Source organism: Brevibacillus ruminantium (assembly GCF_023746555.1).
Classification (GTDB): domain Bacteria; phylum Bacillota; class Bacilli; order Brevibacillales; family Brevibacillaceae; genus Brevibacillus; species Brevibacillus ruminantium.
Genome location: NZ_CP098755.1, coordinates 4,464,224 through 4,476,440, shown reverse-complemented (window position 1 = coordinate 4,476,440; position 12,217 = coordinate 4,464,224). Strand labels below are relative to the sequence as shown.

At 49.5% G+C, this 12,217-nt stretch carries 13 protein-coding genes; 8 read left to right on the top strand and 5 right to left on the bottom strand.

Features of this window, described 5'->3' with window-relative positions:
* The first annotated feature begins 118 nt into the window (after positions 1 to 118).
* From NDK47_RS22035 to yhfH, 5 genes are all read left to right on the top strand, one after another.
* Positions 119 to 682 (top strand): RNA polymerase sigma factor, encoded by a 564-nt coding sequence (locus tag NDK47_RS22035; protein ID WP_251871887.1) that lies wholly within the window; start codon positions 119 to 121, stop codon positions 680 to 682.
* The gene (locus tag NDK47_RS22030) at positions 672 to 2,429 is read left to right on the top strand and encodes a DUF4179 domain-containing protein (RefSeq protein WP_251876327.1); all 1,758 of its coding nucleotides are present in this window, start codon (positions 672 to 674) and stop codon (positions 2,427 to 2,429) included. Before NDK47_RS22035 ends, NDK47_RS22030 begins: the two co-directional genes overlap by 11 nt.
* A gap of 70 nt (positions 2,430 to 2,499) precedes the next feature.
* Positions 2,500 to 2,841 (top strand): hypothetical protein, encoded by a 342-nt coding sequence (locus tag NDK47_RS22025; protein ID WP_251871886.1) that lies wholly within the window; start codon positions 2,500 to 2,502, stop codon positions 2,839 to 2,841.
* A 675-nt stretch (positions 2,842 to 3,516) separates the two neighbouring features.
* Positions 3,517 to 4,764 (top strand): threonine ammonia-lyase IlvA, encoded by a 1,248-nt coding sequence (ilvA, locus tag NDK47_RS22020; RefSeq protein WP_251871885.1) that lies wholly within the window; start codon positions 3,517 to 3,519, stop codon positions 4,762 to 4,764.
* Between the two features lie 214 nt (positions 4,765 to 4,978).
* Positions 4,979 to 5,143 carry a protein YhfH gene (yhfH, locus tag NDK47_RS22015; protein WP_251871884.1) on the top strand — a complete coding sequence of 55 codons (165 nt, stop codon included), beginning with the start codon at positions 4,979 to 4,981 and terminating at the stop codon, positions 5,141 to 5,143.
* Between the two features lie 59 nt (positions 5,144 to 5,202).
* Here the strand turns inward: yhfH and NDK47_RS22010 are convergent, their stop codons facing one another.
* The 3 genes from NDK47_RS22010 to NDK47_RS22000 form a co-directional block, all read right to left on the bottom strand.
* On the bottom strand, positions 5,203 to 5,490 hold the full coding sequence (locus NDK47_RS22010; protein ID WP_251871883.1) for a hypothetical protein: 288 nt from the start codon (positions 5,488 to 5,490) through the stop codon (positions 5,203 to 5,205).
* A 1-nt stretch (position 5,491) separates the two neighbouring features.
* The gene (locus tag NDK47_RS22005) at positions 5,492 to 6,724 is read right to left on the bottom strand and encodes an aminopeptidase (RefSeq protein ID WP_251871882.1); all 1,233 of its coding nucleotides are present in this window, start codon (positions 6,722 to 6,724) and stop codon (positions 5,492 to 5,494) included.
* Positions 6,725 to 6,791: 67 nt separating this feature from the next.
* Positions 6,792 to 7,016, bottom strand: coding sequence for a hypothetical protein (locus tag NDK47_RS22000; RefSeq protein WP_251871881.1), 225 nt, complete (start codon positions 7,014 to 7,016; stop codon positions 6,792 to 6,794).
* Between the two features lie 135 nt (positions 7,017 to 7,151).
* Here NDK47_RS22000 and NDK47_RS21995 point away from each other — a divergent pair, with 135 nt between their 5' ends.
* From NDK47_RS21995 to NDK47_RS21985, 3 genes are all read left to right on the top strand, one after another.
* Complete coding sequence (locus NDK47_RS21995) at positions 7,152 to 7,706, top strand: hypothetical protein (protein WP_251871880.1); 555 nt, start codon at positions 7,152 to 7,154, stop codon at positions 7,704 to 7,706.
* Positions 7,707 to 7,789: 83 nt separating this feature from the next.
* Positions 7,790 to 8,353 carry a biotin transporter BioY gene (locus NDK47_RS21990; protein ID WP_251871879.1) on the top strand — a complete coding sequence of 188 codons (564 nt, stop codon included), beginning with the start codon at positions 7,790 to 7,792 and terminating at the stop codon, positions 8,351 to 8,353.
* Positions 8,354 to 8,531: 178 nt separating this feature from the next.
* Complete coding sequence (locus NDK47_RS21985) at positions 8,532 to 9,884, top strand: cytochrome P450 (RefSeq protein ID WP_251871878.1); 1,353 nt, start codon at positions 8,532 to 8,534, stop codon at positions 9,882 to 9,884.
* 210 nt (positions 9,885 to 10,094) lie between these two features.
* On the opposite strand, the gene NDK47_RS21980 is transcribed toward NDK47_RS21985, so the two are convergent.
* Both NDK47_RS21980 and NDK47_RS21975 read right to left on the bottom strand, forming a co-directional pair.
* Positions 10,095 to 11,468 carry a sensor histidine kinase gene (locus tag NDK47_RS21980; RefSeq protein WP_251871877.1) on the bottom strand — a complete coding sequence of 458 codons (1,374 nt, stop codon included), beginning with the start codon at positions 11,466 to 11,468 and terminating at the stop codon, positions 10,095 to 10,097.
* Complete coding sequence (locus tag NDK47_RS21975; RefSeq protein WP_251871876.1) at positions 11,469 to 12,188, bottom strand: response regulator transcription factor; 720 nt, start codon at positions 12,186 to 12,188, stop codon at positions 11,469 to 11,471.
* Positions 12,189 to 12,217 lie beyond the last annotated feature (29 nt).

The following is a 12,217-nucleotide window of genomic DNA, read 5'->3' as shown; positions in this document are numbered from 1 at the left end:
ACAGCAGAAGAAATTTTGAAATAAGAGAAAGATTTTCCCATTTCCACCGTAATAGCTGATGATCAGACAAAAAGGATCAAAAACTGCGCAGTCACCTTTTTGGATGGGAGGATCATACATGCTGGAGGATTGGGAGCTGATTGAACAGCTTCACCAAGGAAACAAACAGGCGTACACCCAGATTGTGGAGCGCTACAAGGGGAAAATCTACGCGTTTTTATACAGAATGATTGGCCATACACAGGATGCCCAGGATTTGACACAGGAGGTCTTTATCAAAGCCTATTGCAGCATTGGCGGATATCGGCCGGAGTTTCGCTTTTCTTCATGGCTGTATCGAATTGCCGCCAATCATTGCCTGGATGAGCTGCGTAGGAGAAAGCGGTCTCCGATCACCACGGGAGATGAAACGAAGCTGATTCATGACAATACCCCGGAGCAAATGCTGCTGGTCAAAGAACAGCATGCCATTTTACAGAGGCATCTCCTCGCGTTAGAAGAGGATCACCGCGTCATTTTGCTCCTCCGCTATGAAGAGCAGCTCAGCTACAAGGAAATTGGCGAGGTACTCTCTATTCCAGTAACAACGGTGCAGATGCGCATCTACCGGGCACACAAAAAATTGCACCAATGTCTGATTCCGGTGAAAGGTGGTGGTTCTGTTGAAATGCGTGAAGTCTAAACAACTGCAGGCATATCTAAACGACGAACTGCTGCCGTCGGAGAGCGTGCAGGTAGAGCGGCATGTGGAAGAGTGCAGCTTCTGTAAAAGCGTGTTGGAGGAATTGGTACAGGGGCAGGAGGTAGAGGAACTGCACATTTTAGGCGAAATCTCCCCTCTGCCAGATACCTTCACTGACGAGATTACCCGTAGGCTCGCCAATCTTCCATTGCCTGCTCTAGAACAAAGAGACCAACAGAAAATCACTGTAAACAAATCGCTCAGTTGGAAAAAAAGGAGTGTGGATATTTTGAAAAAAACAGCGATTGCCGTGGCAGGTCTTGCGGCGGTTATTACCTTTGGATCGATGGTGTCACCGACTTTTGCCCATTATGTAAAAAGCTTGTTTCACACAATTGACAGGACTGATGTAGGAATTAAAAAAGCGGCTGAGGACGGTTTTTCCCAGGCAGTCAATCTAAAGGCAGTCGATCAAGCAATTACTTTAGAGGTCAAAGAGGTTCTCAGCGATTCCATGCGTCTGGCGATTCTCTACCAAATAACGGATAAGGATGGGAAGCCACTCTCCAAGGATGCGTTGCATGCTCCAACCCCGGTTCCTACTTACGATAAAAATAGCCAAGGAGATAACGTGAAAAAACCTGAGGGAATGGAGGAGCAAGAGTCAAATAAAGTGTACATCAAAGACAAGGACGGAAAAGACCTCACGCTGCATGCAAATTGGCGGAAAAGCCAGCTTGGTGACTATATCCTGCAGGAAATCGCTGTGAGTCAGATTCGACTGGTAGATGGGCTAGAGCAGTTGCCTGATCAGTTTGATGTACAGTTTGATTATCGCCAGATCGCTGGTACAAAAGGGAAATGGCAGGTATCGGTCCCCATTGATCTAGCCAAAGCAAAGGCAGTAACCAAGGATGTGGAGGTTGATAAAAAATATACGTCCCCACAGGGGATACAGCTTCATTTACAGAAGGCTGACTTCGGCCCTAGTGTAACACGGCTCGTCTGGGAAATTCAGATGATGGCAGACCTTCAAAAGAAGATACAGGGAATCATTGACGAAAAAAATCTAATGAAGGATCCCGCTACAGAACTTTTGGCCCAGCAACTGTCTGATCTCCGTTTTGCCTATGAAATTTTGGATGACCAAGGTTCTGTTGTTGCGGCTTTTGATGATTATACTTACAGCGGAGATATGGGCCTTGCCAAAAATAGGGTATTGACCAACTACGAGAAATGGCAAATTATGCCGTCTGGACCACAAAATGAAGTTCATGCATTTACCCCCATGCTCGATAAGAAAAAGGTGACACTCAAACTATACTCGATCGTCATGAGTGAACTGGCCGACTTTAGCACGTCTCTAAAAGTAGAAGACTTGCAGAAAAAAGCATTGGAGGCAGAGTACCAAGGAAGCACATTCGTCTTTAACGGCTTCCAGTCTAAGAAAATCCAACGGGGAATGCATCAGGTCGATGGATACGGGATTCAGCTGCAAGCCACCCTGCCCAAAGATATCGTAAGCGTCACAGAGTGGTTCGTCCGCGATGAGAATGGGGAGAATTACCCGATCACCTTTGTTACAGAAGATGCCTCAAGAGATGCGCAGGGCCATGTGAAGATAAGCGGTGACTTGGAGATTTGGGAGATGAAGCAAGCACCGAAACAGCTTACTCTCGGATTTAGACTCATGGATAAGGAATACCGCGATGTCAACTGGGAGGTACCGATTCAGCTCTCCAACTAATGCCAGCTTTCTCCTGCTTTCACTTTTTGCTATAATAGTCCAGAGAAAAGTGAGGGAGTTGTGACGGAAGATGCAAGAGCTGTTTGATAAAATGAAGGAATACCTCAATATGGACACGGAAATTTCCTTTGAAGAATTTGATGGCTACTATAAACAAGTGACATCGTTTCTGAACGATAGCTGGACTACTCTGGGTGAGGACGACACCATGCACATGCTGTTTATCCTCGACAACCTGAAGTCCAACGGGGAAGACCGTTCCAAGCGCAAAACCAAAGAAGCGAAAAAATACGCCAAGATGTCGCAGCGTTGCGAAATCTGGGCGACTGCTCTGATCAACCGTCTGCGTGAAGCGGGCTTGACTGACGAAGAGATTGGCAAGCGCTACGAAACCATCTACGAGGCTGTATAAGCAAAAAACGGCCAAAGGCAGGCAATAACGATAGCTGTGTGACAGCCTGACTCGTTCAGCCTGTCGCAAGCAGCGTCATGAAGCAAAAAAGCGGGGGTTCGGTACAATGGCCCCGCTTTTTTGTGTCGGGTTCTTTTCCCTTCCGGAATTCTTCTAACCTCTCTTCTCCTGCCCGCTCTGGAAGCGAAAGTCGATCCATCTCAATAAAACCTGTTCCTCTTGACAAGGGGCCCATTAAGGTCTATACTTTTTAACTAATTTGAATATTATGCAAGGAAATGAACAGCGTAGATAAGGAAGAGTAGGAGTAAAGACGACGCGCAGAGAGCCATCCCCCGCGCTGCAAGGATGGACGTCCGCTTGCTTTGAAAATCACCTTGGAGCTGTGTTCTTGAAAGAGCGCTGGACGCATGTTTCCTGACAGAGGAAATTATCCTGCCCTTCCGAGTAAAGAACAACGGAAGCCGCCACCGTTACCAGGCGGAGTCTCTAGACTTCACCGGAGACTCATTAAGTCTGCTTTTCGCAAGGAGAGCAGGAAAAGCTGAGTGGTACCGCGATGCCCTCGCCTCAGCCGGTCGTGCAGTCACGCACAACTGGCAGACGGCGGGGGCTTTCTATTTTTTCAAGCAAAACAGACAGAAAAACCGCGCGCACCAGGGGAGGAGCAAAACCATGCATACTGTAAAAATGGAAGAGATCATTGTCGCCAATCACGTATTAAAAGACGTGATCGAGAAAACACCGCTGCAACTGAACAAGCGGCTGTCAGAGAGATATGACTGTCATCTTTATCTCAAGCGGGAGGATTTGCAGGTAGTCCGTTCTTTCAAGATCAGGGGGGCATACAACCTGATCCGTCATCTTTCCGAGGAAGAACGCAGCAGGGGAGTGGTCTGCGCCAGTGCCGGAAACCATGCTCAAGGCGTGGCATACTCCTGCCAGCTTTTGCAGATTCGCGGCACGATTTTCATGCCGGCGACCACGCCGAGGCAAAAAGTGTCTCAGGTGAAGCTGTTTGGCGGCTCTTATGTTGAGGTCGTCCTGGTCGGCGACACCTTTGACGACTCTTTTGCGGAAGCGATGAAATACTGCCTGCAGGAAAATATGACGTTCGTGCATCCGTTCGACGATCCGTACGTCGTAGCCGGTCAAGGCACAGTAGGAGTAGAAATCTTAAACGACGTCGAAGAGCCCATCGACTATGTGTTTATGAGCATTGGCGGTGGCGGTCTTGCCGCAGGTGTAGGGACGTACATCAAAGGAATCAGTCCGTCCACAAAGTTGATCGGGGTGGAGCCGGCGGGGGCAGCGTCCATGACGGAAGCGCTGGCGCATGACGATGTCGTGACGCTGGATGAGATCGACAAATTCGTCGATGGCGCAGCAGTGAAACAGGTAGGACAGTTGACACGGGAAATCTGCAAAGAGCTTCTGGACGACATCGTACTGGTGCCGGAGGGCAAGGTATGCACGTCGATTCTGGAGCTGTACAACGAAAATGCCATCGTTGTGGAACCGGCTGGCGCATTGCCCATCGCGGCGCTCGATCTGTACCGGGAGCAAATAGCGGGCAAAAATGTCGTCTGTGTCATCAGTGGCGGCAACAACGATATTGACCGGATGCAGGAGATCAAGGAGCGCTCGCTGTTATACGAAGGACTGAAACATTACTTTATCATCAATTTCCCGCAGCGTGCCGGCGCTTTGCGCGAGTTTATCGACGGCGTGTTGGGTCCGCATGATGATATCACCCGTTTTGAGTATACGAAAAAGAATAACAAGGAAAACGGTCCGGCACTGGTGGGGATCGAGCTGAAATGTCAGAGCGATTACGAGCCGCTGGTGGAGCGAATGAAGAAGCACGGCATTCGCTACGTTGAAATCACACATGATCCGTATCTGTTCAATCTGCTGATTTAAGCGGAATATCAGGCGCAAACGGTATGGTTTTGGTGTTGTTGTAACACAGATGGGAATAGTCAAAAAAATGTTAATACAGCGAAAACGGGAGAAAACAGAAGTGCGAAAGAGCAACTCTGTGATAATACAGGATAATGTTTTATAACAAAGTTTTATAAAACAACGTCTGTTATAATACAATAATCTCAACGAAAAAATTCGGGGGGTTATCAACATGACACCAATCACGACGTTCTTTCGCAATCTGGAATCCAAATGCTGTGCTGCTTGCGGGCAAGTTATGACGGAGCAAGCCGAGTCTTACATGAACGAGTGCTTCTCCTGCCAGGATAAAGCCACACAAGACGCTTATCTGTACTACCACACAAAACGGTCATGAACAAGAAAATGGATAGAGTAGCAGAGACGAGATACTCTCTGACGGCTCTATCCATTGTTTCATTTGTGGGCCTGTTCTTTGACGTAATCAATCAAACCAAGCTGGAAGCCGCGGTTTTCCAAGAGGCGCTTTGCCTCGTAGGTCCCCGAAAAATAAGCCTCTACATGCGGGTCGTTCTCCAGTACATAACGGCAGGCCTCGTCCTGCCACAGCTCCTGATACCAATCTGTCTGTTTGATCTTCTCGATGAGCTCCTCGTAGGGCGTCTCCGGCTTTTTCCACGGGTTCAGACGGTGAACAATCTCAGCCACGATAGCCACTACGACCAAAATACCGATCAGAAACATCTTAAAATGCCCAGTTACCGCTCCGGAACAGAGGTTCTCTGGTGCCGTCTGCAGTAATTCCGTCGATGTTCATTTCACCTGATCCGATCATGAAATCTACATGGGTCAGACTCGTGTTCAGGCCGCGTTTCTCCATCTCTTCCGGGGAAAGGCTGCTTCCGCCCTCGACACTGACGGGGTAGGCATTGCCGATTGCCAGATGATTGGAGGCATTTTCGTCGAAAAGCGTTTCAAAGAAAATCATATTGGACTGGGAAATCGGAGATTGATGCGGAACCAAGGCTACTTCTCCGAGGTAATGAGAGCCTTCATCCATCTCGATCAAATGCTTGAGTACTTCATAGCCCTCTTCGGCGGAAAAATCAATAATCCGCCCCTGTTCAAAGGTCAGGGAAAAGTTCTCGATCAGATTGCCGTTGTAGCTAAGCGGCTTGGTACTGCGCACCACACCGGATACCCCTGTTTTCAGCGGAGCTGTAAAGACCTCCTCTGTCGGCATATTGGCCATGAACGGAACCCCTTTGGCATTCTTGTCGCCACCGCCAATCCAGATGTGACGTTCAGGCAGCTCGATCGTCAGGTCTGTGCCTGGAGCCTGGTAGTGCAGGGAATGATACTGCTTTTGATTCAGGTAGTCCACCTTTTCGCTCAACTGCTTTTGATGTTCGCTCCACGCTTGTACAGGATCTTCCTGGTCGGCGCGGGTAGCGCGGAAGATGGCATGCCAGAGAGCATCGACGCGCTCCTCTTCGGGCAGCTCGGGAAATACCATTGCAGCCCAGGCCGGGGACGAAGCTGAAATCACGGACCAGCTTACCTGGTTGCTCATCATGTAAGAGCGGAATTTGAACAAGGCTTTGCCCGCCGATTTTTTCGCTGCTGACAGCCGAGCGGAAGGGACGCCCTTCAGCAGATTGGGGTCAGAATCGAGAATGGTGAGAAAAGCTGCGCCGTTCTCTGCCATCGTCTCCATCCCGTTTGCCTTCCAAAGCGGGTATTCTTCAAAGGCTTCATCCGGAGCGAGATCGTATTTCATCCGGGTGAGTTCATCGTCTCGCCATTCCATATGTACTTCTTTCGCTCCTGCTTCGTATGCCTTTCTGGCTATTTTGCGAACCAAATCGGCAGAGGTGAGAGAAGCGGTGATGAACAGAGTCTGCCCCGGTTGCAAGTTCACGCCTATTTTCACTGCCAGCGATGCGTAGCGATCCAGCATGGTTTCAAACGAAGACATAATAGACCTCCTCTAATCAGTATATTTCCCATTCAAACACGACGCGGGATCGTCAGAACCGTGATGATCAGAAAGCCGTTCCGAAAGTTGTTACGGTTTTGAAAGTGATGAAATTCAGGAAACCGATACCGGTAAAGATGATGAACGAAGCAAAGGCGACAAAAAGTGCTCTTCTTCCGATTTTTTTAAGTGGCGGGTTTTGAGCAAACAAAGAGACGATCCAGACAATGATCCCGATAGGGAAAAAGAGAAAGCTGAAGAGATATACGATTATTTGTTCCCACTTATTCATTGTTACACTCTTTTCGTTTTAGATCTATTTTACATGATTTGGCAAATGGGATTCAAATTTTTTTTACAGCAGATACTTCGATTATAATTGGGGGGATCATCTTGTTTTGGCAAGAAGACAAAAGGAGGAGCGGACATGTTTCACCCGCTTATTTTCGACAATATCAAAGTTGTACTGGAAGGTGCTGTTTACGACCGCGATTTTGAAGGCACAATCCTGATTACGGGGCGAACAGACAGCGTGGATCTGGCTACCTATCATCGACTGTTTCAGATCGAGTTCCGATTGGCGGAAGACCCTCGGAACGAGAGAGAAATCTTTGCCCAGATGCAGCTGCGGACCAGCCTGGCTGATATCGCAGCGGAACAACTCGAGAAGCCCCTGACTGATCCTGTCGGTTGCACGATCTGTATCCACTTTTTTGTAACGGTATCCGAGGTTCAGCGGGAAACAGAAGCGATTACACAGATTTTGAACGAGATTTGGGGCAATCGCCCCTATATCACCCAGACCATCAAAGCCAAGCTGAATGAATACCAGCTTCATTGGCCGCCGGAACAGTATGAGAATCAGATCACGCTTGATTTTCACCGGAAAATTGACGAAGGGAACATCGAAGATCTCAGGGGGCTGGTGGATCATACCATCGCTTCTCTGGAACAGCTTCGGACGAATCGCCAACATGAGTAGATTTTTCGTTTACAAGTGAAAAGACAGGCGGTATGATTTTGTTAACGGGAATTATCATTTAGTTAACAAATAAGGAGGACACCATGAGAAACGAACGTTTGAGGTGGCTCATGCTTTCTGCCATTTTCGCCGCCTTCACAGCTGTCTTTTCACAAATCACGATTCCCCTGCCGTTGATTCCGATTACAGGACAGACGCTGGCAGTAGGTCTGACGGCGACGATTCTGGGAAGCCGGTGGGGAACGGTATCGATCCTGATCTACATCTTGCTTGGGGCTGTCGGGCTTCCTGTATTCTCCGGGGCCGTTGGCGGACCGCAGGTGTTGGTCGGCAAGACAGGCGGTTACATCTTCGGTTTCATTTTTGCAGCCTTCATTACGGGACTCATTCTGGAAAAAATACGTTTTAATTTCCGCTGGGCTTTCGTGGCTAATATCGTCGGCATGTTTGTCACCCTTGCATTTGGGACCGCCCAGCTCAAGTACGTGATGGATATTCCTTGGGACAAGGCCATCGCTTTTGGCACGACGCCATTTCTGGTGGTTGGCGCGATCAAAGCGGCCTTGGCAGCCTGGATTGGGATCAAGGTTCGCGAGCGTCTGATCTCTGCCCAGCTGATGCAACAGCGCAGCATCGTTTTGAAATGAAGAAACATGGAACGATAGCTAAGTGAAAAAAAACGTCCGGGGCAACCGGGCGGTTTTTTTGCGGGCTCCGCCAGAAGGGTTGGCGGAGCCCAAGCTTTTCTGATGTCCGTATAATGTTGCGAACGGGATGGATACTACAAACTGGATGGAATAACGAAACAGCATAGGGGGAACTTCTGTGAATATAACGACGATACCCGGCCCCAAAGGGCTGCCGATCACGGGCAACCTGCTCGCGTTTCGCCGGGATCCGCTCCAGTTTTTGCGTGAGGCCTCAAAAGAGCACGGAGATGTAGCCCACTTCCGTTTTGGGCCTTCCCGCCATGTCTACCTGATCAGCAACCCGGACATGATCAAAGAAATTCTGGTGACCAAGCAGTCTCATTTTCGCAAGGCAAAAGGTCTGCAAGTCGCGCGGGCTGTCGTCGGCGACGGCATTTTGACCAGCGAAGGGAAAAAGCATATGCGGCAGCGCCGGCTGATGCAACCGGCTTTCCACCGCGATCGGATCGCCACCTATGGAGACAGCATGGTTCAGCAGGCCCGCCAGTTGATGGAAGAGTGGCAGGACGGGACCGTGCGCGATGTGCATGAAGACATGATGAAGGTAACGCTTGCGATTATTACGGAGACGATGTTCGGCAAAGGATTGAAGGAAGGGACGGATCGAATCGCCCATGCCATCGATGTCGGGCTGAAATACGTCTCGACAAAAGCCTCGTCGATCATTGATATTCCGCTCAATGTACCGACAGCCAGCAACCGGCAATTCCTTGAATCGGCCGAGTTGCTCGACAAGACCATTTACGCCATCATTGACGAGCGGCGAAAAGAAGGGGACCAGGGGAAAACTGACTTGCTGGCCATGCTGCTCGCTGCCCGTGACGAGGATGACGGAGAGGGCATGACCGATGAACAGGTAAGAGATGAAGTCATGACGATCTTTGTTGCTGGCCATGAGACGACAGCCAACACGATGTCCTGGATTTGGTATTTGCTGGCGACCCACCCCCAGGCAGAGCAAAAGCTTTGGGCCGAGCTGGATGAGGTGCTGGCAGGACGTTTGCCGACCGTCGCGGATATCCCGCGTCTGAAGTATGTAAGCATGATCATCAACGAAACACTTCGTCTCTACCCTGCTGCCTGGACACTGAACCGGGAGGTAACCGAGCCGGTAGAAATCGGCGGACGCACATACAATCCTGGTGATACTCTGATGATGAGTCAGTATGTGATGCACAGAGACGACCGCTATTACGAAAACCCGGATGAATTCAAGCCGGAGCGTTTTGACGGCGATCTTTTAAAACAGATTCCGACTTATGCCTACTTCCCGTTTGGCGGTGGGCCGCGCGTCTGTATCGGAAATAACTTCGCTCTGATGGAAGCTGCATTGCTGCTCGCCACTTTTGCGCAGGAATATCGCTTTCGGTTAGCCGACCCGGGCAAGCCTGTCGAGGCAGAGCCGCTGGTTACGCTGCGTCCCAAGAACGGTCTGATGATGAAGCTGGAGGCCCGCTCCCGCTCCTAGCTGGCAGGCAGCGGCACATCCCGAAAAGGAAAGACACGAACCTTTGCTGCGGTTCGTGTCTTTTTCAAAAAAAAAAGCATCTGTTCACCAATGTACATACAACTGCTTGGTGTCAGATACTGAACTTGGGGTTATTTATCACTGAAAGCAATAAGCTAACAAAAAAACTTTATCAAACAATTGTTAAAAAGGTATTAAGTGATTATAAATCTAAATAAACTGCGGCTGGGAGTAGGGGATCGTGAAGGAAAAGGAGCTTCCCACGCCCAGTTCACTGTTGACAGAGATCGTGCCGCCATGCCGTTGGACGATGCTCTGACAAATCGTGAGGCCGAGCCCGGTGCCGCCATTGTTGCGGTTGCGCGATTTTTCTGCCCGATAGAACTTGGTGAAAATCTTGGACAGGTCATCGGGCGAGATCCCCTCTCCTTTATCGATCACGGAAAACAGGACTTGTCCTTCCCGCTGGTCTACCGTGAGCAGAATCGAACCGTTTGGCTTGTTGTAGTAGATTGCGTTGTTTAGCAGATTCTCCAGCACTCGTCTGACCTTGGTTTCGTCTGCTTCGATATGCAGTTCGGCGGCAATACGCAATTTGCAATGAAAGCTGAGCCCCGCCTCTTTAATTCTGACCTGATAATCTTCAATAATGCCTTTGATGAAGCTTCTGACATTGAAAAGCGACACATTGAGCTTCAGCTCGGTGCTCTGTTGGGTAAAATCTTGCAGCTCATCCAGCAGCTTTTCCAGATCGTCAGTTTTTTGTTCGATCTTGTTCATCTGTTTTTGGATGCGCTCCAGCTCGCTCACCCGTCCCGACGCGATATACGAGGCGTAGCCTTTAATCGTCGTCAGCGGCGTGCGAAAGTCGTGAGCGATCGCGGAAATCACCTCAGATTGACGCTCCTCGGAGAAGCGAAGCTGGTCGACCATGTCCGAAAAGTAGCGGAACAGCCTGCCAAACTCATCTTCGGAGTGATACGAGAAGGCAACAAGGCGTTTCCCCTCGCGAATCTCCTGGGTGACGCGTGACAGCTCATTGACCGGCCGAAGAATCCAGCGTACAAAAAAGGCCAGCAGCACCAGACCGACAAGGGCGATGCTTCCGTAAATATACCAGAGCATCATGCTGACGCCTTTGGTCGCCATAATGTCGGAGTCATCTGTATAGAAGTAGATGATGGTTTCCCCTTTTCTGGGCGGTTCATGCTGGAAGTGGTACTCAGCCACTGTTTTAAAGTCGCTGTTTTCCTTGTTGGGTGTGCGACTTTTCAGGTTATAAGCCTGTGAGGTCTTGCTGTAGATGGAGTGTCCGTTGGCATCCTTGATGACCATTTTGTACATCAGGTCCTCGGGCAGCTGCTTTTCCAACTCGCTTCTGTCCATGGGATCTTTTAAGATACTGGAGCTGAGCACCAGATTGAAGCGCACCTTCTCAGCCGTTTCCTTTTCGTAGCGGTATTGATTGTGACGGTCTGTTTTCAACTGAACGACGATGATATCCTCAAAGACGAACTTGAATAGGAAGATGTTCATCGCAATCAATGCGAAAAACGAGAGGAACAGCTTGTTGCGAATGCTCATTTACACCTTCTCCCCGATAAAAACGTAGCCCGTCCCCCATTGCGTTTTGATATACTGCCGTTCAATCTCCAGCTTTTCGCGCAGATTCTTGATGTGTACCGTTACTGTATTCAGCGAACCGTAGCCGTAGCCCCAGACGCGGTCATAGATTTGCTCTCGGGTGAATACAATGCCGGCATTCTCCGCCAAAAAAGTGAGCAATTGAAACTCTTTGGTAGACAGATCTACTTTTTCTTCATTAACAAAGACGGAGTACGTCTCCTTGTGGATCTCCAGCCCCTTGAACCGCAAAACGGTGATCGCGGAGTTGGCGCTCTCTTTGTCGGAATGTTCCTCCGTGTGCTTGCGAATGCGCTCATATCGTCTCAAATGGGCGCGAATCCGCGCCAGCAGTTCTTCGGTGTCAAACGGCTTGGTAATGTAATCGTCGGCACCGATCTCAAAGCCGACCACTTTGTCGACTGCTTTGCCTTTGGCACTGAGGAACAGGATGGGCAAGTCGGATTCACGGCGTATCTGAGAGCACAGCTCGTAGCCGCTCATATTGGGCATCATGATATCCAGCAAGATCAGATTGGGCTTCAAGCCTTGCTTCAACAGATTGAGAGCATGCTCGCCACTTTCTGAGGCGGTCACCTCATAGCCTTCGCTGACCAAAATATCTTCAAGAAGCTCGATAATCTCCAGATTGTCGTCGACAAGCAAAATATGGTCTTTCACAGGAATTCCCCCAGTTACCTCAGATCTCC